Source organism: Bacillus sp. GC_Bacil_1 (assembly GCF_026540675.1).
GTDB lineage: Bacteria > Bacillota > Bacilli > Bacillales > Bacillaceae_G > Bacillus_A > Bacillus_A cereus.
In genome coordinates this window covers 60,458-87,308 of the sequence record NZ_JALNUG010000009.1, presented here as the reverse complement: position 1 = coordinate 87,308, position 26,851 = coordinate 60,458, and the positions used below count along the sequence as shown (strand labels likewise).

The window sequence follows — 26,851 nt, the reverse complement described above, 5'->3', positions numbered from 1 at the left end:
TGTTACGCCCTTTTTTGTTTTGATGGAATCATTGTATGAATACGGTCTACAACAGCATCTGTCGTTAAACCAATTTCTTCTAATAATTTTGTTACACTTCCGTGCTCTATGAAGCGGTCTGGAATACCCATTCGTTCAACTAATGCACTATGGTAACCATTTTCAGATGCAAATTCAACTACTCCTGTTCCAAAACCACCGATTAAACAAGCTTCTTCAATCGTTAAAATCGGTATATTCTTCCCTAGAAGATCATGTAAATATGCTTCATCCATTGGTTTAATAAAGCGAGCATTCACTACTTTCACTGAAACCCCAGCTTTTTCAAGACGCTCAGCTGCTTCCATTGCCATTGGTATTGTCGTACCAAACGTTAAAATAGCTGCTTGTGTACCCTCTTTTAACGTCTCCCACGTACCGATTGGAATCGCCTTTAATTCTTCATCCATATGAACGCCAAGTCCATTACCACGAGCATAACGCAATGCGATTGGTCCATCTTCATATTGCATCGCCGTATAAACTAAATGTTGCCCTTCATTTTCATCTTTCGGCATCATAAGCACCATATTCGGCAAGTGACGTAAGAATGAGATATCAAATACGCCTTGATGCGTTTCACCATCTGCTCCTACTAATCCCGAGCGATCTATTCCGATGAAAACATTTAAATTTTGGCGGCATATATCATGAACAACTTGGTCATATGCTCTTTGTAAAAATGTCGAATAAATTGCTAAGAATGGCTTCATTCCTTGCGTTGCCATACCTGCTGCCATTGTTGTAGCGTGCTGTTCTGCAATACCTACATCAATCATACGATCTGGGAATTCTTTTTGGAATTTCTCAAGTTTTGATCCAACAGGCATTGCAGGTGTAATTGCTACGATACGCTCATCCGCTCTCGCCAGCTTAAGTACTGTTTCACTAACGACAGCACTCCATGCTGGTGCAACTTCTTTTGGCTTAACGAAGTCACCTGATTCAATTTTATAAGGTCCTGTTCCATGCCAAGTTCCAATAACGTCACTCTCAGCCGGTTTATAACCTTTTCCTTTTTTCGTAATAACGTGAACAAGTACTGGGCCTTTTGTTTTCTTTGCATATTGCAACGTTTCGAATAACTTTTCATAATCATGCCCATCGACTGGACCTAAATATGTAAAGCCTAACTCTTCGAAAAAGACACCAGATACTAGTAAATATTTAAGACTATCTTTTATTTTCTCTGCTGTCGCAGCCACTTTCCCGCCAACTGCTGGGATTTTCTTTAATATATACTCTAATTCATCTTTTACCCAGTGATATTTTCCTGCGGTACGTAAACGACCGAGTACATTATGAAGCGCACCAACGTTTGGTGCAATTGACATTTCATTATCATTCAAAATAACAATCATGTCTGTTTTTTCATGTCCAATATGGTTCAATGCCTCTAAGGCCATTCCACCTGTTAAAGCACCATCTCCAATAATTGGTATAACATATTCTTTCGTTTTCTTTAAATCACGTGCCAGAGCCATTCCCATTGCAGCCGATAACGAAGTCGAGCTATGACCAGTTTCCCATACATCATGCTCACTCTCGCAACGTTTCGGGAAACCACATAGACCTTGATATTGCCTTAATGTACCAAACTCTTTCGCGCGTCCAGTTAAAATTTTATGTACATAGGATTGATGTCCTACATCCCATAAAAATTTATCTTGCGGGCTATCAAATAATTTGTGCAGAGCAATTGTGAGTTCTACTACACCTAAATTAGGTGCAATATGTCCACCTGTTTGAGAGAGCTCTTCAATTAAAAACTTACGAATATCCTCACTCAATCCCTCTAGTTCACTGATAGACATATCTTTCAAAAAACTAGGGTTTTGAATTTGCGTTAGATCCACATGGATCACTCACTTTCATTTCATAATCTGTCAACATGTCAAATATTATAAAAAACATTTACACAAAACAAGAAATTCTCTTTTCTATTTTTCGTCTTGTCCCGCTATTAACCAGTCTATTGCGCCTTAATCCTATTATAAACCATATTTCTTTAGGCGATGAAAAAAATAGCCGCTAACACGAAGTGATAACGGCAATGTAATCTACATATATTTTTGCCAATAACAAGAAAAGAAAAACCTTTTCCTACATTTATATCATAAAATGATGAATGACTCAACAAATGAAAACGCTGTTATATTAGTTATTACGTTTTGCAATCAAATCGCAAATAGATAGTAAATATTCATCTTGTAATTGCAAGGAGCTAATTGCACCTTTTGCTTCTGCAATTGTTTCTTCTAAAATATCCTTTGCTCTATCTACAGTAAACAACGTCGTATATGTGCTCTTTTCATTAGAAAGATCGCTACCAATCGGTTTTCCAATCTCTTCTTCGGTGCCTTCGACATCTAAAATATCGTCTCGAATTTGGAAAGCTAGACCGATATATTTAGCAAACGTAAGCAACTTTTCTTCTTGCTCTTCTGTCGCATCAGAAAGTATCGCACCCGCAAGTACAGCAAATTCAAGCAGTTTTCCGGTCTTATGTTTATGGATGTACTCCAATTCATCAATCGTAAGGCGTTTCCCTTCAGCTTCCATATCTGCCACTTGTCCGCCAACCATTCCTTCTGGTCCTGCTGCTTTTGCAAGTTCAAGTACAAGTCTTACTTTTTTTTCTGCAGAAATTTCTTTTTGCTCATATGCCATAATAACTTGAAAAGCATACGTCAATAAGCCATCTCCTGCTAAAACTGCCATCGCTTCACCAAATACTTTGTGATTTGTGGGCTTTCCTCTTCTTAAATCATCATCATCCATACAAGGTAAATCGTCATGAACTAACGAATATGTATGAATCATTTCAAGAGCACAAGCTGCACCTACTCCAAGATTTCTTTCTTTCCCAAACGCTTGTAATGTTGCAAACAAAAGTAACGGGCGGAGACGTTTTCCACCCGCTTCTAAAGAATATGCCATCGCTTCACGAAGTACATTTGGACATTGTAATTCATTTGCATAGCTTACAAGTTTCTCTTCTACGAAAGTTTTACTTTCCTTCAAAAAAGTATCAAAAGCAATCGTCACTATGCTTCATCTCCTAAAGCAGTAAACGGTTCAAGCTCTCCATCTTCCCCAAGAATAACTGCCATTTGTTCTTGTACATTCTTCAACTTCTCATCACAAAGCTTAGATAATTCCATACCCTCTTTAAAATAAGAAATCGCTTCTTCTAAAGGTACGTCACCTTGTTCTAGCTTAGAAACAAGATGCTCAAGTTGCGAAATTGCCTCTTCAAAGCTTAATTTATTTTCCATTATTCAATTCACGCTCCTCTATGCCTGATACGCTACAATCTAGTATTCCATCTTGTAATTGAACTGAAACAGCATCTCCAAGGCTTACATCTTTCACACTTTTTAACACTTGCTTCTCTTCATCATATACAAGCCCGTACCCTCTCATCATTACTTTAAGCGGACTTAACGCTTCAAGTTTTTGAGCAGCTCTTACAAAGGCAAATTCTTTCGTTTGAAGTAACGTTTGCATTTCACGTTGTAATTGCTTTTGCAAAGTTTCAACAGCTACCTTCGTTTGAATAATTTTTTGAGATGGGTGGTGCTTCTCTAAATAAAATGAAAGTTGCTTTAACTGATTCACCTTTTTATCAATATAGCGCTCTTTCGCTAAAACAAGCTGTTCTAGCGCTCTATCTAATTGCTCTTCCTTTTGCTCATATACTTGTCTTGGATAACGGAACGCATACGATTTTTGCAACACTTGTAGTTTTTCTTCTTTTTTATGTACTAACTCTTTCATTGCTCTTTGCAATCTCAGAGTTCTTTGTAATACCTTTTCTTGTAACTCTATAATATTAGGTGCTGCTAGCTCAGCTGCTGCAGTCGGTGTTGGTGCGCGTAAATCTGCAACAAAATCTGCGATTGTAAAGTCCGTTTCATGGCCTACTGCCGAAATAATAGGAATTTCACTCTTAAAGATTGCTCTTGCAACCATTTCCTCATTGAAAGCCCATAATTCCTCAATAGAACCTCCACCACGACCAACGATTAGTACATCTATCTCTCCCATTTCATTCGCTGTACGAATCGCTTGTACAATCGAGGGAGCCGCTGACTCCCCTTGTACAAGTACCGGAAATACAATAACATTCCCAATTGGATAACGACGTTTAATCGTTGTTATAATATCACGAATCGCTGCTCCTGTTGGCGACGTAATCACACCTATTGTTTTAGCGTAAGGAGGAATTGCTTTTTTATAAACTTGAGAAAAAAGTCCTTCTTCTTCTAAGCGAACTTTTAACTGTTCGTACGCTAAATGTAAATTTCCGACTCCGTCAGGCTGCATGTCTTGAATATAAATTTGATAAGAACCACTCGCCTCGTAAACAGAGATTTTCCCTTTCACGAGTACCTTCATCCCATTTTCAGGTTTGAATTTAATATTACGATTATGACCCGCAAACATAACCGCTGCGATTCTTGCATTTTCATCTTTCAATGTAAAATACATGTGGCCACGGCTATGATTTTTAAAGTTGGAAATTTCACCTTTTAACCAAACAGACTGCAAATGCGGATCATATTCTATTTTTGTTTTTATATAGCGTGTTAACGCTGTAACGGTTAAATATTGCTTCTCCATTTCTCTCTCCTCATAGCCGACTCAAATTATTTACAAACGACACCTGCACGTTTGGCAGATTCAACAGTATTATGAAGAAGCATTGTGATTGTCATTGGACCAACACCCTTTGGCACAGGTGTAATGTAACCCGCAACATCTAACACGTTGTCAAAGTCAACATCACCACAAAGTTTTCCTGTTTCTAAACGGTTAACACCAACGTCAATTACAACCGCTCCTTCTTTAATATAATCCGCTGTTATCATTTTAGGTCGTCCAACAGCTACGATTAAAATATCAGCTAACTTCGATAACTCTTTCATATTTTGCGTCTTAGAATGACAATATGTGACAGTTGCATTTTCATTTAAAAACAATTGCCCCACTGGTTTACCGACAATATTACTTCTTCCAATTACTACTACATGTTTTCCAGAAATATCAAGATTTGTTTCTTTTACTAATTCTACAATACCATGCGGTGTACATGGAAGGAATGTATCTTGTCCCGTCATCATACGTCCCACGCTGATTGGGTGAAATCCGTCTACATCCTTTTCTGGTGAAATTCTTTCAATGATAGCTTTTTCTTCAATATGTTTTGGTAAAGGTAATTGCACTAATATGCCATTAATACGGTCATCGCCATTTAAGCGATCGATTTCAGCAAGCAAACGTTCCTCAGTAATTGTTTCAGGAAGTTCAATTAGCTCTGAGTAAATCCCTACTTGTTCACAGCCTTTTTCTTTTCCTTTCACATAAGAACGAGATGCTGGATCTTCTCCAACTAAAATAACTGCTAACCCTGGTACAATACCTTGCTCTTTCAACTTCACAACTTCTTCTGTTAATTGTGCTCGTTTTTTCTCCGCAACTTCATTTCCTTTGATGATTACTGCTACCATTTTAAGATTCCCCCTTAAAGAATTTACAGTGTATCTTTTATATTAGATAAAACGCCGTTAATAAAACGACGAGATTCCTCATCCCCAAATGTTTTAGCAATTTCAATTGCTTCGTTAATTGTTACGTTGTGTGGAATTTCTTCCATGTATTTCATTTCATACACAGCTACACGTAAAATACTGCGATCAACAATGCTAATACGCTCAAGCTTCCACTTTTTTAAGTTTTGACGAATCGCTTCATCGATTGCTTCTTTATTTTCTACAAAACCTACTACAAGTGACTCTAGAAACTCATTTGTTTCTTCGCCTTCATCTAGCGTGTTTTCCACTGCTACTTTCGGTTCTAATTCACCTGTAATATCCATTTGGTATAATGCTTGCATTGCTCTTTCTCTAGCCGTCCTACGTTTCATTGTAACTCTCCTTTATGCTTCAAGTCTTTCCTTATACTTTGTTATATTATTATAATTTATAAGCCGTCAATTCACTTACTCTTACAGTTTTCATTGATTTTCCAACCTTATAATACAATGATAATAACACAATTTATCGTTTCACACACGGGTTACAAGGCTGAAAAATAATAAAAAGATTAACTTCAAGTTCCATATCTTATCACAATGTACGTTTTTTGGAAAAACGACACATTTTCTTGTTTATTTCTTATTTTTTGAAATAGTATAATAATTAGAGGGTTGTAATTTGTGAAGAAATGAAACGATAAAAAAGATGCCTATGTTACTAGGCACCTTTTCATTCTTACACTGGTTCGATTTCTGTTTTTTGTGTTTCGAATGTTACGCCAACGATGTGAACATTCACTTCTTTTGGCTCAAGTCCTGTCATCGTAAAGAGTGCTTGGCGAATATTGTCTTGAATCTTTTGTGCAACAACTGGAATTGCTACACCAAAATACATTACAACATAAAGGTCAACGATAATATCTTCGTTTGCTAATTCAACCTTTACACCTTTACCATGATTTTTCTTACCTAACTTCTCAACAACATCTGTAGCAAAATTACCGCGCATTGCCGCTACACCTTCTACTTCAGCAGCTGCAATACCTGCAATTACTTCAATTACTTCTGGTGCAATTTCTACTTTACCAAGAGTTGTATCTTGACCCATATCTAACATATGTTCAGCCATGAAAAAAACCTCCTTTAATGTATCACTGCGTCACAAGTTCATGCTCTTCCAAAAATTTCGTATTAAACTCACCTTTTACAAAATCAGGATGATCTAGCAATTGCAAATGGAACGGGATTGTTGTATGTACGCCTTCAATGACAAATTCACTAAGTGCGCGCTTCATTTTTGCAATTGCCTCTTCACGTGTTTTTCCGTGAACAATTAATTTAGCAACCATCGAATCATAGAAAGGTGGGATTGAATATCCCGGATATACAGCTGAATCGACGCGAATACCAAATCCTCCTGGTGGTAAGTACATTTCTACTTTACCTGGAGATGGCATAAATTTTTTGGCAGGGTTTTCCGCATTAATTCGACATTCAATTGCCCAACCATTAAATTGTACTTCTTCTTGCTGTAACGATAACTTTTCTCCTGAAGCAACAAGAATTTGTTCTTTAATTAAGTCCATTCCCGTTACCATTTCAGTAACCGGATGCTCAACCTGAATTCTCGTATTCATCTCCATGAAATAAAAGGTTTTCGTTTTATATTCATAAATAAACTCAACCGTACCAGCACCTGTATAATCAACCGCTACCGCCGCTTTAACTGCCGCTTCACCCATCTGCTTGCGAATATCTTCATCAAGTGCAGGTGATGGACTTTCTTCTAATAGTTTTTGCAAACGGCGCTGAATTGTACAATCACGCTCTCCTAAATGAATGGCATTTCCGTGTGTATCTGCCATTATTTGAATCTCAACATGGCGGAAATCTTCAACGTACTTTTCTAAGTATACACCAGGGTTCCCAAAAGCGGTACTAGCTTCTTGCTGTGTAATTTGAATTCCTTTTATAAGCTCTTCTTCATGGCGTGCAACACGAATACCTTTTCCGCCACCACCTGCAGTCGCTTTAATAATAACTGGATATCCAATTTGATTAGCAAGCTCGATCGCTTCTTCGGTATTTTTAATAATCCCTTGTGAACCTGGTACAATCGGAACCCCTGCTTCTTTCATTGTATCACGAGCAACGTCTTTTGTGCCCATCTTTGAAATAGCTTCTGGACTTGGACCGATAAAAATCAAGTTACATTCACGGCATAACTCTGCGAAATCTGCATTCTCTGCTAAAAATCCGTATCCCGGATGAATAGCATCGCAGCCTGTTAACTTCGCAACGCTAATAATGTTCGTCAAATTTAAATAGCTTTCTTTCGAAATCGTTGGTCCTACACAATACGCCTCGTCTGCAATCTGTACGTGAAGTGACTCTTTATCTGCTTCTGAATAAATTGCAACTGTTTCAATATCCATTTCTTTACAAGCACGAATAATTCGTACAGCAATTTCCCCACGATTGGCTATTAATACTTTTTTTATCATCACAAAGACTCCCTTATTACGCTTTTACAAGAAATAGCGGTTGTCCATACTCAACAAGCTGTCCGTTATTAACAAGAATTTCAACAATTTCGCCCTCTACATCAGCATCAATTTCGTTAAATAACTTCATAGCCTCGACAATACATACGATAGAATCTTTCGATACTCTATCCCCAACACTTACATATGGAGGTGTATCAGGTGAAGAAGAAGAATAGAATGTACCTACCATTGGTGAGGTGATCTTATGTAGGTTTTCATCTTGAACAGTTTTCTTCTCTTCTTGTTTTGGCGCTTCTGCTTGCGCTGCTGCTACTGTCGTTTCAACTTCAACAGGCGCTACTGGTTGCATAGCTTGTTTTGCTGCAGGTGCTTGCACAGCAACAACTTCATTACCACGCTTTTTCATTTTGATTGTTGTACCGTCTTTTTTGTATTCAAATTCATCAATATTAGAGCTATCAATTAATTTAATTAATTCACGAACTTCTTGAATTTTAAACATGTAAAATCCACTCCCATACTCTTGTTTGTCCCGTTTTTACAGATTCTCGTCACGAAAACTAGATTGACTGTAAAAATACGATGTATTCTATTAGAAAATATATTTCATTAACTAATAGAAATATTTACTATTTCCATCTTACGATAAATTTTTTAAACATTCCAATTTATATTTCTTTATAATAAATCGAAACTCCTGTAAAAATATTATTCCAATAAAAATTTAATACCTAGTAATAATACCAAGTTTCACATGAAATTGGCAAGACCACTTCTTAAAAAACATTCACTACTTTAGCAAAACGTTACACAGCAAACATGCCATTCCCTCTCCACTCTTCACTACACCTATAGTCAATAACATATTTTTACCAAATATTATTTTTTTGTTTACACGCCGTTCATCATTCCTTCATATAAGAATAGTATGTTCAAAGTGTAGAAAATATATTGTGTCGAGGTGTGGAAATATGATATGGCTCATTCTCTTTTTACCTGCCGTAATCGTTTGGGCATGTGTTCTTTGCATCCACGTCAAATCCGGAAAAAGTAATCATCAGTACCATGAACCATTAATCTTTTACTCGCAACGTGTTTCTCCATTCCGAGTTGAACATAGTAAAAATAACTACAAAGACGAAATAGAAAAAAGCTATCGAAAATGATAGCTTTTTTCTATTCACACGTTTACTTACATACTCTATTTTACTATTTGCATACCCTTTGCTTAGTAAAAGATAATAATCCGCAGGGAAATCCCTGCGGATTAAAGTTTCACTTATTTCGCTGGTGGATCAAATTTCACACCTACATCTTTTGATCCGCCTTCACTTCTTACAAGTTGAATAATTTTATTTGCTTCTTTCTGTGAATGTTTTGCCGCTTTAACCGTTACTCTAATGTCAGTACCATCAGCTCTTACAAGAGCATCTGGATATCCTCCTTGAGATTTAATTACTGTCTCAAGTAATTCTTGCTTCGTTTCCATTGTCGTAATGGCATCAAAATTTTCTTTTGCTTTATTCTTTTCTGTTGCTGAAGCTTTTGTTGAACTCATCACTTCTTGTAATTTTGCTTTCGCTTCACTACGTTGATCTTCCATTTGCATACGTAAAGCTGTGAAATTCTCATCACTTGATTGAACTGATACATTGCCCTCTTTTTTACTTGTTTCTTTTTTTGCATTTTCTTTTTTGTCTGTTTCTTTATTTGTTGTTTCCTTGCTTGTATTTTCTTTTTTCGGAGTTTCTTTAGGCGCTTCGTTTGTTACTGCTTTATCAGTACCTTGTTTTTCTTGTCCAATCTTTTCACCTGTTGCCGGCGATGCTGTATTCATTTTGTCAGGAGTTGTCACGTAATACACAGATAGTACAACAACTAAACTTAACATCGTTAATAACCAAACTGTTTGTTTTTTTAACACTTTATTTCCTCCCTATCAATTTTTCGGTGAAACTGAAACGCGATGGGCCGGTACATCTAGCAGCCTTATCACAGCTTCTTTTACCATTGCTTTAACTTGTATATTATCCACTCCCTTTGCTACGACAAGAACACCACGTACTTTCGGCTTCTCTGTTCGTAAAACAACAGGAGTTTCTTTATCCCCTTCACGTATAATGACAGTCTTTTCATCAAGAGACTCGTCCTCTACTTCTCTCTTACCGCCTGTTTTATCTGTTTCACCTGTTGTTTGTGAGCGTTTCACTGTATTTTTTTCTAAAATTTTTTCTTCAGATGAATCTAAATTCACTTTAATCGTTACGTCTTTTACTCCTGCTATTTCTTCTAAAGCAGTTTTTAATTCTTGTTCATACGCTTTTTCATATTTTTCTACATTTGACATACTATCATTACTTTTTTGTCCGAAAGTTGGTACGTCTTTTTCTTGATTTTGAGTTTTTTGTTCTTTAAATACAGGTACTTCTTCTTTTTTACTTGAAAAGAGACTACTAGAAAACATAAGCAAAATTCCAAGTATGAGTAGGACAAGTAAAAACTTAGGTGTTACCTTTTTACCCTTCTCGTTGCTTTCTTTTTGATCCCCATTCAATAAGTTTCGAAAAAATGAGAACTTCGAATTTTTATCTTTATTGTCCATTTACTCTACCTGTCCTCCCTTCCATTTGAACTTGGATTTGTTTACCCTCTAGTTGCCACCTGCTTGAAAAGAAATCTTTCATTTCTACATTCGTTTCTTCCACTTTTTTTGGAGGCTCTTTCGTGTTAATTTCAATTGGCTTTACTGTTTCGATTGCATCATTTTTACTACGTTCTTTTTCTTTCAACGTCACAACAACAGATTGAATATCTTTCGCTGACTTTACTTCTTCTGTATTTTCTGCTGCGACTATTTGTATTTCAGAGACAGTCATACCATACTTTTTCTCAAACTCTTTTCCTACTTCTTTTTTCATTTTGGTAGCCATCTCTTCTAAACTATATGCACGTGTTAGAGCTTGTATTTCTTTTTTCTTCGAATCTATTGAATTTTTTACAGATCCTTCTGCTACGTACTTTTCTTCATTAAAATTTGCAATTACTTCATTTACATCTGTCTGCAATAGTTTAAAAAGGGGCGTTAAAATTAATACGACTAACAAAAGACTTACAACGAATTTAACGTATTTTTGCAAATTCGAATTTGGAAGAATAAGATGAAGCATTGTTGCTAAGAGCAAAAAAACGATAATATTTCTGATCCACTCTGTAACAAATTGCATACTCTTCACCTCCTACCGCATCATAAGTGTAATATTCCCCGCAGCAATAATAATTGTAATACTTAAAAAGAACATAAATGATACGATAGCTAAGCAAGCAAATACGTAAATGATGCTTCGTCCAATAATGTCTAAACATTGAATAATTGCTCCGCCGCCAACCGGTTGCAATACTGCTGCTGCGAATTTATAAATAAATGCAATACAGAAAATTTGAATCGCTGGAAAAGCAACAATTAAGCATAAAATGACGAGCCCAATAATTCCGACTGTGTTTTTCAATAATCCTGATGCGCTAATAACAGTATCTGCCGCTTCTGTAAACATCCTTCCAACTACTGGAATGAAGTTTCCTGTTACAAATTTAGCAGTTTTCACAGCTATTCCATCAGCAACAGCTGTTGCTGTCCCTTGTACAGATAATACTCCTAAAAAAATTGTTAAAAAGACACCGATAATCCCTACGCTAACGTTTTGCAGAAGCTTGGATAATTTCGTCACTTTATATTGATCACTCATTGTACTTACAATACTTAATATCGTTGCCAGTAATAAAAGTGGTAGAACGATATAATTCATAAGAAGCCCACTCGTATTCATTAAGAAAATGATAACCGGATGAAAAAATGATACAGATACAACCCCGCCCCCAGTTGCTATAAGCGCCAGCAAAATTGGCAATAACGCTAATATGAAATCTACCATTGTTTGTATCGTTTCTCTTGCATATGTCATAACGACATAAAAACTATTTAAAGCAAAAATAATAAGTACCATATACACAACAGCATCAGCAATTTTACTTACGCTACTTTTTGAAAAAGCGGATTGCAGTGATTGCAACAATGCACTAAAGATAGTGAGCATAATAAGTGTGCCAAGCAGTTTTCCATTAGCAGCAAGCTCATGAAATAAATATTTTAATAACCCTATCATCCACTCTTTTAGAGAGAATTCTTTTTCTCCCTTTACAAACTCCATAAAGCTCCCTTTTTGACTCTCTGGCAAATAGCCACCATATTTTGTAACAAGCCCGTCCCAAAATTGCTTCACATCTTCAATTCCGAGCTTATCCAATTGTTGATCAACGACGTTTGTTTCTACAGGAGAAGCTTGTACAACAACCGGTAAAGAAAAGAAAAGGAAGCAAGCAAATAGCAGCTTAGCTCCAAACCTCCTCAACATTCACTCCCCCTTATCCCGTCGGTAAAAATCCGAGAATAGTTTCAATTACAACCGTCAAAATAGGAATCGCCATAACGAGAATTAAGATTTTCCCAGCAAGTTCAATTTTCGAAGCGATGGCACCTTGACCAGCATCTTTTGTAATTTGGGCTCCAAACTCAGCAATATAAGCAATTCCAATAATCTTTAGTAACGTTTCCACGTAGACGTTACTAACTTTCGCTTCACTTGCTACTCTCTCAATCATTTGTAAAATAGAATGAATTTGATCGATTAAAATAAGAAACATCACGCTACCTACGAACACAATAAATAAAGATGTAATACTAGATTTATGCTGATTCAAAACAGCAGCTAAAAACGTAGCAACGAGGCCTAATCCGACAATTTGTATAATTTCGATTCGAACCGCCTCCTTTACTGGAAGAGAAAGACACTTTTAATCTTGTCAAATAGCGTGTTAATTAAAAATGCAACATGAAATAAAATGACGACAAAACCGACAAGGATAACCCAATTTGCAATATCCTCCCGCTTTAATTCTTTTAGTACAGTATGAATGAAAGCTAAAACAATGCCGATTCCGGCGATTTGAAATATTAATCCAACATCAATGGACATCGCCTTTCTCCCCCCTATAGCAGTAAAATTACAATAAGTAGCCCTGCTAGTACCCCTAAGCTCTTAATCATTTTTTCGTATTGCAGTTGTAGTGCTTTCGCTTCTCCTTCTTCTCTCTCCAAATGTGTAATACATAAGCGAATATGTTTTTGTTGTGATTCACGATCATGTTGCCCGAGCGTTTCACCAAATTGCTGCAGTATTTCATACTCAGTTTGTTGAAATGCGGTTAACTTCCAGTTCTCTTTCAAACTATCTATCCACGCTTCTCTTACTGTATGTTCCCCGCTTTGTAGTCTTCTGGCGAAACTTTGAAATATCCAATTTAATGGCTTTGGCATTTGTTTAACTAATCGCTCGGCAGCCTCAGATAAAGGTGTGTGTCCATACATAATTTCTGCTTCTAATGATTGAAGTGCTGATTTTAATAATCTAAGTTGCCTCGGCCTCTCACTATATCTTTTAGCGTATGAAAACCCGAAAAAGGTGCTGACCGCAACGATTAACACTGCACCGAATATTTTCACCATACGCCCTCAGCCTTTCTACTTGATAGCACTGGTTTTCCATATTTATCTTTCACCTGCATAACCGTTCCTGGACCCCTCGCTTTTGACAACTCCACAAACCTATCAAATATACCAAGCTCTAGCACTGCCTTTAGCGATGGACGTCTCACAACATCCTCATAGGAAAATCCGTGTGCACTTATAAAAAGCTGAACACCTGCATGCACTGCCTCCATAATTGCTTCACTATCTTCTTTACGGCCAATTTCATCTACGATCAAAATATCAGGACTCATAGAACGAATCATCATCATCATTCCTTCCGCCTTTGGACACGCGTCTAACACATCGACTCGGGTACCAAAATCATATTGCGGGATCCCTTTCACACAGCCAGCAATTTCTGACCGTTCATCAACGATCCCCACTTTACAAGAAGGAATTTCCGAAGCACTTACTCCTTGACTCATGCAACGAGCTACATCTCTTAAAAGTGTCGTTTTTCCCGTTTGCGGAGGGCCAATTACCATCGTGTTTAACCATCTTTTTTCATACAAATATGGCAAAAGCGGTTCAGCAATCCCTATTTTTTGACGAGCAATACGAATATTAAAGGAAGAGACATCACGAATCATTTTCACTGCGCTTTTTTCTGTAATGACTTTTCCCGCTAATCCGATTCTATGCCCCCCGCGAAGTGTCACATACCCACGTTTTAATTCCTCTTCCATCGTATAAATTGAGAATTGACTTAACTTATTCAGTAAGTAAATAGCATCCTCTGCAGTAGTGATATAGTCATAAAAAAACACCTTTCCGTGTGCAATACACTCTAGCGGTCTTCCAATTCGAACACGAATTTCCTCTAAAGCATCGTATTGCTTACATCCTTCAATTAAATACTTCATCGTTTTTGGTAAAACTTCTAATACCTCTTTCATCGGCTTCTCCCCACTATACTCGACTTACTATTTCAGTAATGCGATAAAAATACAGCAAATTCCAAGCGCTAGAAAAAAGAGCTTCAAGAAAGAAATTTCACTTGCTACACTCGCTATCCCAATTGTCATTGTTAAAATTAATACGGTAGGTCCAACAAACGCTAACATACCATTTATAAACAACGCTTTCTTCGCATCATTCACATAAAGCATAAGCAAAGCAGCAAATATCTCCGCACTACCTGAAAATAATCGAAGTGCTCCCATAACAAGCACGGATGTTTCCATTGCCGCTAGCCACTGTTTCATTCTTCCACCTTCTCCCGTAACAGTTACTAACTTCATATTCTAAAAAAAAATATATTTGTACAACCATATGCAGAGGTTGTCTATTTCAGAAGCAAAAACATAACTTTTCTCTAAAGCCCGCATTCTAATCTGAAGATTCATATTTTTACGTGGTATATTATGGTATATTTAGTTTAAAAGGGGTATAAGCCATGCAGCACGTCACTTTATTACCACTCGATTTATGCTATACAAATGTGATTTTCGAGCTATCAAGTGATCCACATATAAAAAATGCATTAGGGCTAACGGTAGAAAACATCGAAGACACGAAAACATTTCTTCTTTTCGCAATAGAAGAAGAACATCAAAAGAAATCATTATCGAGAATGATTGTAAATGAAGAGAATGAAATAATTGGCCTCACCACACTTAAACATATTAATAATGAGAAGAAGCAATCTCACATTGGTAGTTGGCTCGGCTATCCGTACTGGGGAAAAGGCTATAACGAGGCTGCTAAAAAAGAAATCTTTAAAATCGCTTTTTTAGACTTACAACTTTCCTACGTATTTGCTGGTGCTAAAATGAATAATATCCGCTCGTTAAAAGCACAAGAAAAACTACCTTATATTTCATTGCATGTGGAAAACAAGTTTCCAGACGAACACGCTGCACTAGAGAAAGAAGTAAAGTCACCTTGCTCTCTGCATGTCGTGTCACGTGAAAATTTTTTAAACTGGTTGGAATTACAGAGTGAGGAGGAAAAATATGAAGGCATTGAAAATTAGTTTAACCGTTGTAGTAGAATTAGCTCTTATTTATCTTTTTTCATTGTTGGTCGGTTGGTCATTTATAGAGACCTTTTTCCTTGGTAGTTTAGCAATATTTGCAATTATGTGGTTAATTATTATGAGTAACCATAGAAATAACATTACAGATCACGCAATAAGTAAAACATTAACTGGTGTTGAGACTGGCGAAATAAAACCATTTCAAATTGTTTTGACTCCATCTATTATGGGTACTCTTTCACTTGTTTTAGTCAGTTTTATTATAACAGCTATTTACTATATACCCTATTTCCTATAAAAAAAGCACTCGTGAATTATCACGAGTGCTTTTCTACTATGCACGAGAAACGTATTTACCTTCACCAGTGTTGATGATAAGCATTTCGCCTTCGTTAATGAAGATTGGTACCTGTACAACAAGACCAGTTTCTAATGTAGCTGGTTTTGTTACGTTAGAAGCAGTATCACCTTTAATACCAGGCTCTGTTTCTGTAACTTGTAATTCAACTGTGTTTGGAAGTTCAACACCAAGTACTTCGCCTTGGTAAGTCATGATTGCTACTTCCATGTTTTCTTTTAGGAATTTAAGCTCGCGCTCGATTTGTTTTTCACCAAGCTCGATTTGCTCATAAGTTCCGTTATCCATAAATACGTGAGCCTCACCACTTGCGTATAAGTATTGCATACGACGGTTTTCGATGTGTGCTTTTTCTACTTTCTCACCTGCACGGAATGTTTTCTCCTGAACAGATCCTGTGCGAATGTTACGTAGTTTAGAACGAACGAATGCAGCACCTTTACCTGGCTTTACGTGTTGGAAATCAAGTACTTGCCAAAGGGCATTGTCCACTGAAATTGTTAAACCTGTACGAAAATCGTTTACTGAAATCATGTAAAAAAATCCTCCTGTGTATTACAAAATAATAAGTTCTTTTGGTGATTTCGTAATTACTTCATTACCTTCACTTGTCACAATGATATCATCTTCAATACGTACGCCGCCAATACCTGGAATATAAATACCTGGTTCTACTGTTACAGCCATACCGGGTTCAAGTACTGTATCAGAACGGAACGCTAAACCTGGCGCTTCATGGATTTCAAGACCTATTCCATGACCAGTAGAGTGTCCAAAGTATTCACCATATCCTTTTTCCGTTATGTAATCACGCGTTAGCGCATCAGCCTCGCGACCTGTTAAACCAGCTTTAATACCGTTCACACCACGTAGTTGTGCTTCTAAAACGATATTATAAATTTCTTTTAATTTATCAGATGGTTCACCGACTGCAATCGTACGAGTAATATCAGAGCAATACCCTTTGTAATAAGCGCCGAAGTCTAATGTAACGAAATCTCCTGTTTCTATCACTTTTTCAGATGCCACGCCGTGCGGTAATGCCGAACGAAGACCTGAAGCAACGATAATATCAAACGAAGAAGATGTTGCTCCTTGTTTTCTCATGAAAAATTCAAGTTCATTTGACACTTCAATTTCAGATACTCCCGGGCGAATGAATGATAGAATATGCTCAAAGGCAGCATCTGCAATCTGTGCAGCTTCCTTTAATATCTTAATCTCTGAATCAGTCTTTATCAAGCGTAACTTTTCTACAAGTCCAGAAGTTGGGATAAATTCAGCATCAATCGCTTCCTTATGCGCTGAATAAGAACTATATGTAAGAGTATCTTGCTCAAAACCAAGCTTTTGAATTCCAAGCTCTTTCACTTGCTTTGCCACTTCATCAATGATTAATCCTGCGTGCTGTACAATCTCATATCCAACCGCTTGTTTACTTGCCTGCTCGACGTAACGGAAATCTGTAATAAATTGAGCACGATCTTTTGAAATAAGAACTACACCTGCTGTTCCTGTGAAGTTAGCCATATATCTACGACTATGTTCATTTGTTAACAAAATACCGTCAATGCCAGCCTCACCAAATGCACTTCGTAATCTTTCAATTTTCTCCATTACTTTATGCCTCCCTCAATTTCTCCATTAATGCAAATAACGCTAACTTATAGCCATAAAAACCAAATCCAACAATTTGTCCTGCACAAACAGCTGCCGTCACAGATTCGTGACGAAACGATTCACGCTGATGAATGTTAGAAATATGTACTTCAATAACAGGAATCGAAATGCTCGCAATGGCATCACGAATCGCATAGCTATAATGCGTAAATGCTCCCGGATTTAAAATGATCCCTTCATATATATCTTCCGCTTCATGAATAATGTCGATAATGGCACCTTCATGATTCGATTGGAAACATTCTAACTCCACTCCCATTGTTTCCGCTTCTTGCTTCATATCTGCTTCAAGTGTCGCTAGCGTGCCCTTTCCATATACATTTACCTCACGAACACCGAGGCGATTTAGGTTAGGCCCGTTTACGAGGAGTAACTTTTTCATATTCTTAAAACTCCTTAATATTAAATATCTATACAATATTTTAACATAGGAGTTACTTATTTGAATAGTTCGTCTTCTCTCGCCCTTCTTGTTCTACTTTATTGCTATTTACTGCGTAAGAAACAGAATATGCTATAAACACACCATACAATATAAAAATACATATTGTCGTTACAATTGTCTCTTTTGGTAAATGGAGCGCACTTTTAATAACAGGAGCCATTAAACCCATCCCCAAAAACAGTAATGCCCACCAAAATAATCCATAAATAATTCCCGCAATAATCCCTTCAAACTTCGCAAAAAATGCTTTATACAAAAAGGCAATCAAAATTGAAAGAAGTCCCATACAAACTATTCCTGACACATTCCCCCATACACCTTCCTTCCAACTTCCAAACGCAAATGGTAAAAGGAAATAATTCGGTCCCGCCTCCGTGAATGAAAATATATGAAGGAAATACCATATCCCGCCCCAAAAGATTCCACCAAACAAACCGATTTGTACAAAATTCCTTGTTCCTAATTGTTCTTGACTCACATCGACACCTCCGCTCAATAGTATGCCCGAAACTATTTTGAAGCATGTTTAAATCCTGCGAAATTTGTCTATAAAAAGAATAAGAAATGTCCGACTCTCATAACATTTTCCCTTGTCATCTACTTGTATTTGCCGATAAAATAAAGGAAACTCGGTGATTGTCTTATTTCAAAACGACAGAACCCAGTATGACAATTGCCTCTTTTTCTACATAAGAGAGAAACAAATACAGGTTGGTGTTAACATGGCAGAAGAGTCAAAACAAATATATGGCGGGCAAGCGGTCATAGAAGGAGTTATGTTTGGCGGTAGAGAATATACTGTTACAGCGGTTCGTCGTAAAGATAAATCGATTGAATTTTATCGATTACCACGCGTTCGTAATAAAGTATTATCTATCCTAAAAAAAATTCCATTTTTACGAGGTATTGCCGCTATTGTGGATGCAAGTGCGAATGGAGCAAAGCATTTAAACTTCGCTTCAGAACGATTTGACGTCCACCCAGAAGATGATGAACAAATTGCAAATAAAAAAGAAGAACAATCAAAATTAACGATGGTATTAGGAGTTGCAGCTGTTGGCGTTTTATCTTTCATATTCGGTAAAGTCATCTTCACAGCAGTTCCTGCACTATTAGCTGAATTAACGAGACCGATTTTCCCATCTCATACTGGGCAAATCATTGTCGAAAGTGTCATTAAGCTCATGCTATTATTGAGCTATATATACTTTATTTCTTTAACCCCACTTATTAAGCGGGTATTTCAGTATCACGGTGCAGAGCATAAGGTAATCAATGCTTATGAGAATAACCTTCCTCTGACTGTAGAAAACGTTCAAAAGCAAACTCGCCTCCATTATAGATGCGGCAGTAGCTTTATTATATTTACAGTCATTATTGGAATGTTCGTTTATTTCCTAGTCCCTACAGATCCTCTTTGGGCACGAGTTATAAACCGAATTTTATTAATTCCAGTTGTACTTGGTATTTCTTTTGAAGTATTGCAATTTACAAATCGATTAAGAGATATTCCCGTATTACGCGTACTTGGATATCCTGGGTTATGGCTACAACTATTAACAACGAAAGAACCAACAGATGACCAAGTGGAAGTAGCAATTGCATCGTTTGAAGAATTATTACGTTTAGAGAACAAACAATAATTATTTAAAAATGGTGTTCAACTCCTTTCCTCATCGTTAATATACTAATTTTAATATACGTTTTTAGGAGGTGTCCCTTATGAACGGTCGTTCGTTTACTTTCGCTATATTTGTGCTTATTATTGGATTGGCAATATTCGGCCTTGTTTCATCTGTTATTACAAATCCCATGGGTGTATTAAGAAATATCGGGTACATGTTACTTGTTGTCGGTATCTTTTACTTGCTATACAAGATGTTTACAAATTCCAGTGGTTCCGCAAATTCGCAAAGCTCATATAAGCGTGCGGCAAAACAATCGAACCGCAAACATGGGAAACAAAATGTAGCACCCCTAGGCAATTCTTTCTTTAAGTCAAATACTTCTAATGACAAAAGTAAAAAAGGAAATTCTTCCACTTTGAAACGAAAAAGAAAACAGTCTCATTTAACTGTCATTGAAGGCAAAAAAAGTAAAAAGAAAGACCGTGCTTCCTTTTAGGAAATACGGTCTTTTTTTATACTTTGAAGCACTTCTTTTAAACTTTTCTCTCTCATACTTTCAATTCGAAGATGATGATTTTTAAATGGTAAATTCCGTGTCACATCATTAGGTACAACAACGCACGTTAATCCCGCTGCAACTGCTGCTCTCAATCCATTTAATGAATCTTCAAATACAACAGCTTCAGATGGCTTAATTCCTAATTCTTCTATTGCAACTCGATAAAGAGCTGGATCTGGTTTTACCTTCTCAACATCTTCTCTCGTTTTAATTACTTCAAAATATTCTCGAATCTGTAGCTCTTCTAAAAAATGAATAACCCATTCTCTAGACGAACTAGAAGCTAGTGCGATTTTTAATCCCATTTCTTTCGCTTCTTCTAAATATTCTTTTACCCCGTCACGAGCTTCTGGTATTTTCATTTTCTCTTTATGTAAAGTTGCCACTTTTTCTTTTAATACACTTTTGTTAAACTTCTCTTTTAATTGATCATTTAAATATGCATAAAGTACCTCATCTGTTGTTCCAATGCATTTCGCAAATTCCTCTAAAGGTAGTTCCCCGCCGTATTCACGAACAGCATCTCTGAAAGAGTGAAACCATATCGTTTCTGTGTCCACAATTAATCCATCAAAATCAAAAATAATTGCTTTCATAATTCTCCCATCCTTTTCGAATTGAAATAAAAAAGGAAACGCCATCCGTTCCCCTTAATTACTTTTCTCTTCATTTGCTTTTTGAACACCACGAAGTGTTTCCACTCGAACCTCATCTTGTTCAAAGTATTGTACTAAATCACCGATACGGTCAATTGATTCCCAACTTAAATGATGTTCAATTCCTTCTACATCATTATAAATTTTGCTTTCATCCACACCGATAATGCGCATAAACTGTTCTAACAATTCATGTCGATATACGAGACGTTCCCCGATTTTTTTACCTTTTGATGTTAATACAAGCCCTCTATATTTTTCATAAATTAGATATTCGTCTTTGTCTAATTTTTGTACCATTTTTGTTACAGAGGATGGATGTACACTAAGCGCTTCAGCAATATCAGATACACGGGCATAACCCTTTTCATCAATCAACAAATAAATTTGTTCAATATAATCTTCCATACTAGGGGTAGGCATCGGTTTCCTCCATCCAATTTCATTTTGCTTATTCCGTACGAAGCAATCAATAAAATGATACACCAGAAAGAATAACGTGACAAGGTGGAAACGAGCCTAAATCTGCAAAAGTGAAAAGAACCTGTATTCAAATACAAGTTCCTTTCATGTAAAATATTGAATTTCTGCGTCAGGAAAAAAGTGATGAATATATCCTCGAATCGTTTCCTCCAATACTTCTGCATCATCTTTTTTATATACATATTTCCCAATTCCATATCGTCCCCATTTATACTTTCGCTTCTCTTCATCCATTTCAAGCTTCGTATTTGGATAACGCTCTTGAATAACCTTTTTCGCTGGTTTCGTAAAACGATGCTGAATTAATTCAAACGTTAAATTTGGTATCGTCATATCTTTCAGCGCATTGTACAGTCGCTCAAATAGTTCACGATATCCTTCTTCCCATCCTTCATGCATATAAAGTGGCGCGACTATAAAACCAAGTGGATAACCTGCACCTGCTACTTTACGTGCCGCCTCAATTCGCTCCTCAAATGGCGATGTCCCTGGTTCAAAATTTTTAATTACATATCGTGAATTTATACTAAACCTGAAACGAGTTTTCCCGTTATGTTTTGCATCTAATAAATGATCAACGTGCGAATATTTCGTAACGAAACGTAAACGCCCATGCTCACTTTCTCCAATAAATTCGATCGCCCGCTTTAATGCATGTGTTAAATGATCAATCCCAACGATATCTGATGTACAAGCAGCTTCAAACCTTGTGATTTCAGGTGCTCTCTCATCCATATATTGCTTTGCTTTCTCAAATATTTCATCAAGATTCACATACACGCGAACGTAAGGCTTACTCCCAAGTGTCGTTTGCAAATAGCAATAATGACAATGTCCCATACACCCTGTTGCAAGCGGAATTGCATATTCAGCTGACGGTTTTGATGTATCAAACTTTAATGTCTTCCTCACCCCAACGACAAGCGTCGCTTTTGCATTACGATACTTTTGCAAATCATTTTCTCCTGGCAAATTTCTAATTTGATTATGTGATGTCGTTTCACGAATTTCTAATCCCATCTTCGTAAACTTCTCATAAAGCTCTTTTCCAAGCGGATATTCAAGTGCCTTTGGTTCAAAGTAAACGAGTTTTGGCATAAATGGTTTCATGTGCTTCCCTCCCTCTCGTTAGTATGGGAAACGTTGAAAAATTAACACGCATTAAAGTTTTCAACTTCAGTAACTTGCGTTGCAAGTTACTGAATGTTATAATTTGGATAACGACTACCTTGCAACGCAAGTTACCTGAGTAAAAGGTGGTGAAATCATGCACAGCCAAATGTTAAAAGGTGTGCTCGAAGGTTGCATCCTATACATCATTTCACAAGAAGAAGTGTACGGATATGAACTGAGCACAAAATTAAATAAACACGGATTTACATTCGTAAGCGAAGGAAGCATATATCCGTTATTGTTACGTATGCAAAAAGAAAAATTGATTGAAGGAACATTAAAAGCCTCCTCACTCGGTCCAAAACGAAAATATTATCACGTAACCGATAAAGGATTAGAGCAGCTTGAAGAATTTAAACAAAGCTGGGGAATGGTTTCAACTACGGTAAATAACTTATTACAGGGGGAGTGATAGGGATGAATGCCCAAGACATGGTTGAATTGAATAATACAAAACGTGAGCTTCTAACTTCCGAAAACGAAGCTGCTTATGGTGATATGTTAGTATATCTTCGAATATCAAACGTACCTCAGCAACAAATGGAGGAGCTTTTACTAGAAATATTAGATCATCTTATCGAAGCACAAGCAGAAAATAAAAGTGCTTACGACATTTTCGGTAATGATTTACAATCTTATTGCGATGAACTTATATCAGCTTTACCAACCCAAACAAAGTTAGAAAAAACTTCTTTAATTGGATTTTCTATTAGCTTACTTCTTGCTATACAGTTTGGAATCAATGCAATTGTTTCATTTTTTATGTTTCTCTTTGAAAAAAACAATATATTATCAAGTCCGCCTTTTAGCATCCTTGGAACTACTTTGTCTGTTTCAATAATTATACTAGGTATACTATTTATTTTATATTTATTAAAGCGTTACTCCTTTGATCAGAAAATGAATTGGAAAAGAAGAATTCTATTTGGATTCGCATTTGCTACTCCATTTTGTTCCGCTGTATTCTTAAATATTTATTTCCAAAAGCAACCTTATCTCATTTATCATCTAAACTTTTGGCAAAATGCTTTAATTGCTATCTTATTTTTTATTTTATATAAATTACTATATAGAAAATCAAATTTTTAACAGCCCTTCAAAAGGCTGTTTTTTCTTCTGTCTAATTTTACAAATTGAAAAATTTCATAAAGAAAATAAGAAAAATGCAAAATAATTAAAGTTAATTGTTGACGTGATGCTTTTATTATCGGTATCATAAATCTTCGTGAGCAATTATTTTTCGTTATACGATTTTTTTATTATTACTGAATTTTTGAGAGGAGAAATTAGATGTCAGTTAAGAAGAAAACGCAAGTACGCACCGGCAAAATGGTACGTGAACTAATGTTAGCAGACGAAGATGTAAATGCTTCGCTAATTATGGTATATAGTGAAAACGGTGTAAACGCAGAAATTAAAATCGAGGGCTTAACGCCGAAATGTAACGAAGAATTATTTTTGAGCGGAAACGTGGATTGGAACAAGAGTGTTATTTATAAAATTGTTGATTTCACTGGAAACGCTGAAGTTGGTAAAGTTACATTAACAGCGATGAACAAAAACAATGTTTCTCTAGAAATTGAACGCGTTATGTGGAGTAAAGAAAATAAAGAAGCTGCCGAGCAAGAAGAAACTGTTGTAGAAGCTACTCCGAAAAAAGAAGTAGTTGTAGAAGCGCCAAAAGCAGTTACACCTGCTCCAAAACCTGTTACGCGAGTAGAAACACCTGCAGCACCTAAACCTACTCCGGTACCAACACCGAAGCCAGTAAGTGTAGAAGCTGCTATGGAATTATCTACTCCAGCACCTGTGAAAAAAGCAGTACCAACTCCAGTTACAAAGCAAGAGTCTGCACCGGTTGCGCCTGCAAAACCGAAGCAGCCTGCTTTGACTGAAACAAATTCAAAACTACAAGAAAATTATGTTAAACTCGTGAAAAAGACAATTGAAGTTTGTCAAGATTACGAGCTTGGCATCGACATAGATGATTCTATTGAAGGCTTAAAAGAAGAACTACAAAGCCAAGGTATTAGCGTTACATTTGATAAAGAAATTATGGACGTTGTAAGTCGTCTTCGTTCTTTACAAGATAAAGGAATCAAAGTAGAAAAAGTACTTAATTTACTATAAAAAAATAAGAGATGGCAATTGCCATCTCTTATTTTTTATAATTCCACTCATTACTTTCATACTTTTCTTTCGCTAACGTTTGAACTTCATGTAACTGTTCTTCTGTTAATTCATATGGAACAAGTTCTACATCCAATCCTTTTTCAAACCCAATTTCAAACGCTTTAATTAACTGTTCTATCGTAAATGTACGGTCTGTTAATTCATTAATTGCTACTGCTTTAGAAGAGAACATACTCTTCATACGTTCCTTCACACGTTCATTTGGGAATAAAAATAGATCATATAGTTCATCTAAATCAATTTCTAATGGAATCGATCCATGCTGTAAAATAACACCTTTTTGACGTGTTTGAGCACTACCAGCAATTTTTCTTCCTTCCACTACAATTTCATACCAAGATGGTGCATCAAAACATACACCTGAACGTGGATTTTTCAAATTTTCACGATCTGCTTCTGTTTTTGGAACTGCATAATATGCTTCTAACCCTAATGCCTTAAAACCATCTAATAAGCCTTGCGAAATAACACGATATGCTTCTGTAACTGTTTTCGGCATATTTGGATGATCTTCAGACACAATAACACTATACGTTAACTCTTTGTCATGTAGTACACCCCTGCCGCCTGTTTGACGACGAACGAATCCATATTTTTTTTCGTTAACTACATCCATATTAATATCTTTCTCAACACGTTGAAAATATCCAACTGTTAATGTTGGTACTTCCCATTCATAAAAACGAATTGTTGGTGGCATTTTCTTTTCACTTTGCCAATTTAACAAACATTCATCTAACGCCATATTAAATGCCGGTGAACATTGACCAGAGTTAATATAACACCATTTTTCTTTTCCCATCCTGCACCTCATATAACCAATTATTTTTCACATTCTCTAGTCTACCAAATTCGACAAAATTTGTGAAAGAATACGAAATTTCTTCTTATATGCAAATGAATCTGTTGCATAAATACATATGGGCATTATAATATTGAAAGTAGGATAAGAAAAAAGGGAGCGATAGAATCGTGTCAACAACTTGGATTATTTTATTAGCCGTAATCGTAGCATTTATCGGCTACACTGTATGGATGTACTTCTATCAGAAAAAATTAATTAAAACTCTTACAGAAGAAGAATTTCGCGCTGGCTACCGTAAAGCACAGCTTATCGATATTCGTGAAGCAGACGAATATAACGCAGGGCATATTTTAGGTGCACGTAACATTCCGTTATCACAAATTCGCCTTCGCCATAAAGAACTTCGTCAAGATCAACCTGTTTACTTATATTGCCAAAGCGGATTCCGTACAGGTCGTGCAGCGCAATACTTAAAAAAACAAGGCTACAAAGATTTCTACCAATTACAAGGTGGATTTAAATCTTGGACAGGCAAAATTAAAAAGAAATAATAACATACAAAAAACTAGCTGAATAAATCAGCTAGTTTTTTCATTTCATCTTATTCGCAATGTATAATAAATTCTGCTTGATTACCTTTTCATCGTTCTCTTCTACATTCCGATACAGCAGCTGATATTCAATTCCTTTCTCTTTCCATATAAGCGTAGCAAATTCGTCACCACGTTCATAATCATCTTTATTTTTAAAATAAGCAGACGTTCCATTATTCAGTTTCATTTGTTCTTGAAATCGCTTCTCTTCCATAAGATCCGGAAAACTATAAGGAAAGTTCGCGACATTTAACTCAATATACTCATTTCTACCTGGCTCCTTCTGTTTATATTTAATCGTTAAGACTGCGTTCTTTTTCCCAAGCGTTCTTACTTCACCCTTCACATCACTTGTAATGTCGTACGGTAAAAACGTTGGAACTTTAAACTTCACCGGAAAATATTTTGGAAGTTCCTTTAGCGGAATAGGATCCGTAACACGATCCATAGCTCCTCCTGTTGTTCCCACAAAGTGTTTTTCTTCTTGCATCGTTTGCTGAAACGAACACGAACTAAGTACAAAACTAGAAAACACGAAACAAATGATTCTTTTTTTCAATTTGTTTCCGCCCTTTCATACCGCTCTCTTAACGAACGAAGCGTTGATATGCTCTTCATATTCGCTTTGTCA

The 26,851-nt window shown here is 36.4% G+C and carries 36 protein-coding genes; 9 read left to right on the top strand and 27 right to left on the bottom strand.

Annotated elements, in window-relative coordinates:
• Nucleotides 1–2 precede the first annotated feature (2 nt).
• From dxs to accB, 9 genes are all read right to left on the bottom strand, one after another.
• Nucleotides 3–1,895, bottom strand: a complete 1,893-nt coding sequence (gene dxs, locus OXT04_RS15380) for a 1-deoxy-D-xylulose-5-phosphate synthase (protein ID WP_000366452.1) — start codon at nt 1,893–1,895, stop codon at nt 3–5.
• A gap of 301 nt (nt 1,896–2,196) precedes the next feature.
• Entirely contained in the window at nt 2,197–3,087 is an 891-nt protein-coding gene (gene ispA, locus OXT04_RS15375; protein WP_000150374.1) for a (2E,6E)-farnesyl diphosphate synthase, read from the bottom strand.
• Entirely contained in the window at nt 3,087–3,317 is a 231-nt protein-coding gene (xseB, locus tag OXT04_RS15370) for an exodeoxyribonuclease VII small subunit (RefSeq protein WP_000428423.1), read from the bottom strand. The genes ispA and xseB overlap by 1 nt, the downstream gene beginning before the upstream one ends.
• Nucleotides 3,307–4,665 (bottom strand): exodeoxyribonuclease VII large subunit, encoded by a 1,359-nt coding sequence (gene xseA / locus OXT04_RS15365; protein ID WP_000415244.1) that lies wholly within the window; start codon nt 4,663–4,665, stop codon nt 3,307–3,309. The genes xseB and xseA overlap by 11 nt, the downstream gene beginning before the upstream one ends.
• Nucleotides 4,666–4,691: 26 nt before the next feature.
• Nucleotides 4,692–5,552 (bottom strand): bifunctional methylenetetrahydrofolate dehydrogenase/methenyltetrahydrofolate cyclohydrolase FolD, encoded by an 861-nt coding sequence (gene folD, locus OXT04_RS15360; protein ID WP_000226732.1) that lies wholly within the window; start codon nt 5,550–5,552, stop codon nt 4,692–4,694.
• Nucleotides 5,553–5,575: 23 nt separating this feature from the next.
• Nucleotides 5,576–5,968, bottom strand: coding sequence for a N utilization substance protein NusB (nusB, locus tag OXT04_RS15355; protein WP_000830247.1), 393 nt, complete (start codon nt 5,966–5,968; stop codon nt 5,576–5,578).
• A 346-nt stretch (nt 5,969–6,314) separates the two neighbouring features.
• A complete protein-coding gene (locus tag OXT04_RS15350) occupies nt 6,315–6,707 on the bottom strand; it encodes an Asp23/Gls24 family envelope stress response protein (protein WP_000807630.1) in 393 nt (130 codons plus the stop codon).
• 22 nt (nt 6,708–6,729) lie between these two features.
• Complete coding sequence (accC, locus tag OXT04_RS15345; RefSeq protein ID WP_000592870.1) at nt 6,730–8,082, bottom strand: acetyl-CoA carboxylase biotin carboxylase subunit; 1,353 nt, start codon at nt 8,080–8,082, stop codon at nt 6,730–6,732.
• Between the two features lie 16 nt (nt 8,083–8,098).
• The gene (gene accB, locus OXT04_RS15340; protein ID WP_000472863.1) at nt 8,099–8,587 is read right to left on the bottom strand and encodes an acetyl-CoA carboxylase biotin carboxyl carrier protein; all 489 of its coding nucleotides are present in this window, start codon (nt 8,585–8,587) and stop codon (nt 8,099–8,101) included.
• 469 nt (nt 8,588–9,056) lie between these two features.
• On the opposite strand from accB, the gene OXT04_RS15335 reads away from it, so the two are divergent.
• On the top strand, nt 9,057–9,251 hold the full coding sequence (locus tag OXT04_RS15335; protein ID WP_002000935.1) for a hypothetical protein: 195 nt from the start codon (nt 9,057–9,059) through the stop codon (nt 9,249–9,251).
• A 113-nt stretch (nt 9,252–9,364) separates the two neighbouring features.
• Here the strand turns inward: OXT04_RS15335 and OXT04_RS15330 are convergent, their stop codons facing one another.
• From OXT04_RS15330 to OXT04_RS15290, 9 genes are read right to left on the bottom strand one after another with little or no spacing between them, the layout of a single operon-like run.
• Entirely contained in the window at nt 9,365–10,009 is a 645-nt protein-coding gene (locus tag OXT04_RS15330; RefSeq protein ID WP_065485172.1) for a SpoIIIAH-like family protein, read from the bottom strand.
• Nucleotides 10,010–10,024: 15 nt separating this feature from the next.
• Entirely contained in the window at nt 10,025–10,687 is a 663-nt protein-coding gene (gene spoIIIAG, locus OXT04_RS15325) for a stage III sporulation protein AG (protein ID WP_000368890.1), read from the bottom strand.
• A complete protein-coding gene (gene spoIIIAF, locus OXT04_RS15320; protein ID WP_001161037.1) occupies nt 10,677–11,309 on the bottom strand; it encodes a stage III sporulation protein AF in 633 nt (210 codons plus the stop codon). The genes spoIIIAG and spoIIIAF overlap by 11 nt, the downstream gene beginning before the upstream one ends.
• Before the next feature lie 12 nt (nt 11,310–11,321).
• A complete protein-coding gene (gene spoIIIAE / locus OXT04_RS15315; RefSeq protein ID WP_000946113.1) occupies nt 11,322–12,494 on the bottom strand; it encodes a stage III sporulation protein AE in 1,173 nt (390 codons plus the stop codon).
• 10 nt (nt 12,495–12,504) lie between these two features.
• On the bottom strand, nt 12,505–12,888 hold the full coding sequence (spoIIIAD, locus tag OXT04_RS15310) for a stage III sporulation protein AD (protein WP_077393170.1): 384 nt from the start codon (nt 12,886–12,888) through the stop codon (nt 12,505–12,507).
• 23 nt (nt 12,889–12,911) lie between these two features.
• A complete protein-coding gene (gene spoIIIAC / locus OXT04_RS15305) occupies nt 12,912–13,115 on the bottom strand; it encodes a stage III sporulation protein AC (RefSeq protein ID WP_000020914.1) in 204 nt (67 codons plus the stop codon).
• Between the two features lie 14 nt (nt 13,116–13,129).
• Nucleotides 13,130–13,645 carry a stage III sporulation protein SpoIIIAB gene (gene spoIIIAB / locus OXT04_RS15300; RefSeq protein WP_097925426.1) on the bottom strand — a complete coding sequence of 172 codons (516 nt, stop codon included), beginning with the start codon at nt 13,643–13,645 and terminating at the stop codon, nt 13,130–13,132.
• Entirely contained in the window at nt 13,639–14,565 is a 927-nt protein-coding gene (gene spoIIIAA / locus OXT04_RS15295; protein WP_267415687.1) for a stage III sporulation protein AA, read from the bottom strand. The genes spoIIIAB and spoIIIAA overlap by 7 nt, the downstream gene beginning before the upstream one ends.
• Before the next feature lie 27 nt (nt 14,566–14,592).
• Complete coding sequence (locus OXT04_RS15290; RefSeq protein WP_000816050.1) at nt 14,593–14,874, bottom strand: YqhV family protein; 282 nt, start codon at nt 14,872–14,874, stop codon at nt 14,593–14,595.
• Between the two features lie 191 nt (nt 14,875–15,065).
• On the opposite strand from OXT04_RS15290, the gene OXT04_RS15285 reads away from it, so the two are divergent.
• Together OXT04_RS15285 and OXT04_RS15280 are read left to right on the top strand one after the other, a co-directional pair.
• A complete protein-coding gene (locus OXT04_RS15285) occupies nt 15,066–15,644 on the top strand; it encodes a GNAT family N-acetyltransferase (protein ID WP_001164993.1) in 579 nt (192 codons plus the stop codon).
• Entirely contained in the window at nt 15,625–15,945 is a 321-nt protein-coding gene (locus OXT04_RS15280; RefSeq protein WP_267415686.1) for a hypothetical protein, read from the top strand. Before OXT04_RS15285 ends, OXT04_RS15280 begins: the two co-directional genes overlap by 20 nt.
• Nucleotides 15,946–15,981: 36 nt before the next feature.
• Here the strand turns inward: OXT04_RS15280 and efp are convergent, their stop codons facing one another.
• From efp to OXT04_RS15260, 4 genes are read right to left on the bottom strand one after another with little or no spacing between them, the layout of a single operon-like run.
• Nucleotides 15,982–16,539 (bottom strand): elongation factor P, encoded by a 558-nt coding sequence (gene efp / locus OXT04_RS15275; protein ID WP_000626513.1) that lies wholly within the window; start codon nt 16,537–16,539, stop codon nt 15,982–15,984.
• A 21-nt stretch (nt 16,540–16,560) separates the two neighbouring features.
• Nucleotides 16,561–17,622: a Xaa-Pro dipeptidase gene (pepQ, locus tag OXT04_RS15270; protein ID WP_000411057.1), complete on the bottom strand. Its 1,062-nt coding sequence runs from the start codon at nt 17,620–17,622 to the stop codon at nt 16,561–16,563.
• A 4-nt stretch (nt 17,623–17,626) separates the two neighbouring features.
• The gene (gene aroQ / locus OXT04_RS15265; protein WP_000735140.1) at nt 17,627–18,067 is read right to left on the bottom strand and encodes a type II 3-dehydroquinate dehydratase; all 441 of its coding nucleotides are present in this window, start codon (nt 18,065–18,067) and stop codon (nt 17,627–17,629) included.
• Nucleotides 18,068–18,119: 52 nt separating this feature from the next.
• The gene (locus OXT04_RS15260; RefSeq protein WP_000076886.1) at nt 18,120–18,608 is read right to left on the bottom strand and encodes a YqhR family membrane protein; all 489 of its coding nucleotides are present in this window, start codon (nt 18,606–18,608) and stop codon (nt 18,120–18,122) included.
• Between the two features lie 244 nt (nt 18,609–18,852).
• On the opposite strand from OXT04_RS15260, the gene OXT04_RS15255 reads away from it, so the two are divergent.
• Together OXT04_RS15255 and OXT04_RS15250 are read left to right on the top strand one after the other, a co-directional pair.
• On the top strand, nt 18,853–19,773 hold the full coding sequence (locus OXT04_RS15255; RefSeq protein WP_000807120.1) for a DUF1385 domain-containing protein: 921 nt from the start codon (nt 18,853–18,855) through the stop codon (nt 19,771–19,773).
• Nucleotides 19,774–19,852: 79 nt separating this feature from the next.
• Nucleotides 19,853–20,254 (top strand): SA1362 family protein, encoded by a 402-nt coding sequence (locus OXT04_RS15250; RefSeq protein ID WP_001014463.1) that lies wholly within the window; start codon nt 19,853–19,855, stop codon nt 20,252–20,254.
• Here OXT04_RS15250 and OXT04_RS15245 read toward each other — a convergent pair.
• The 3 genes from OXT04_RS15245 to splB form a co-directional block, all read right to left on the bottom strand.
• The gene (locus OXT04_RS15245) at nt 20,251–20,913 is read right to left on the bottom strand and encodes an HAD family hydrolase (RefSeq protein ID WP_053565474.1); all 663 of its coding nucleotides are present in this window, start codon (nt 20,911–20,913) and stop codon (nt 20,251–20,253) included. The genes OXT04_RS15250 and OXT04_RS15245 overlap by 4 nt on opposite strands.
• Before the next feature lie 54 nt (nt 20,914–20,967).
• Nucleotides 20,968–21,396, bottom strand: coding sequence for a transcriptional regulator MntR (gene mntR, locus OXT04_RS15240; RefSeq protein ID WP_001143080.1), 429 nt, complete (start codon nt 21,394–21,396; stop codon nt 20,968–20,970).
• 144 nt (nt 21,397–21,540) lie between these two features.
• A complete protein-coding gene (splB, locus tag OXT04_RS15235; protein WP_097925421.1) occupies nt 21,541–22,566 on the bottom strand; it encodes a spore photoproduct lyase in 1,026 nt (341 codons plus the stop codon).
• Between the two features lie 157 nt (nt 22,567–22,723).
• On the opposite strand from splB, the gene OXT04_RS15230 reads away from it, so the two are divergent.
• From OXT04_RS15230 to OXT04_RS15220, 3 genes are all read left to right on the top strand, one after another.
• Nucleotides 22,724–23,041: a PadR family transcriptional regulator gene (locus OXT04_RS15230; protein WP_000556083.1), complete on the top strand. Its 318-nt coding sequence runs from the start codon at nt 22,724–22,726 to the stop codon at nt 23,039–23,041.
• 5 nt (nt 23,042–23,046) lie between these two features.
• Nucleotides 23,047–23,718 (top strand): DUF1129 family protein, encoded by a 672-nt coding sequence (locus tag OXT04_RS15225; protein ID WP_141541667.1) that lies wholly within the window; start codon nt 23,047–23,049, stop codon nt 23,716–23,718.
• Between the two features lie 201 nt (nt 23,719–23,919).
• Nucleotides 23,920–24,759, top strand: a complete 840-nt coding sequence (locus OXT04_RS15220) for a hypothetical protein (RefSeq protein ID WP_098250888.1) — start codon at nt 23,920–23,922, stop codon at nt 24,757–24,759.
• Nucleotides 24,760–24,787: 28 nt separating this feature from the next.
• Here the strand turns inward: OXT04_RS15220 and OXT04_RS15215 are convergent, their stop codons facing one another.
• Entirely contained in the window at nt 24,788–25,624 is an 837-nt protein-coding gene (locus tag OXT04_RS15215) for a lipoate--protein ligase family protein (protein ID WP_000514076.1), read from the bottom strand.
• A 170-nt stretch (nt 25,625–25,794) separates the two neighbouring features.
• On the opposite strand from OXT04_RS15215, the gene OXT04_RS15210 reads away from it, so the two are divergent.
• The gene (locus OXT04_RS15210; protein WP_000108653.1) at nt 25,795–26,178 is read left to right on the top strand and encodes a rhodanese-like domain-containing protein; all 384 of its coding nucleotides are present in this window, start codon (nt 25,795–25,797) and stop codon (nt 26,176–26,178) included.
• Nucleotides 26,179–26,218: 40 nt separating this feature from the next.
• On the opposite strand, the gene OXT04_RS15205 is transcribed toward OXT04_RS15210, so the two are convergent.
• On the bottom strand, nt 26,219–26,755 hold the full coding sequence (locus OXT04_RS15205; RefSeq protein ID WP_033695179.1) for a hypothetical protein: 537 nt from the start codon (nt 26,753–26,755) through the stop codon (nt 26,219–26,221).
• Nucleotides 26,756–26,851: the final 96 nt, after the last annotated feature.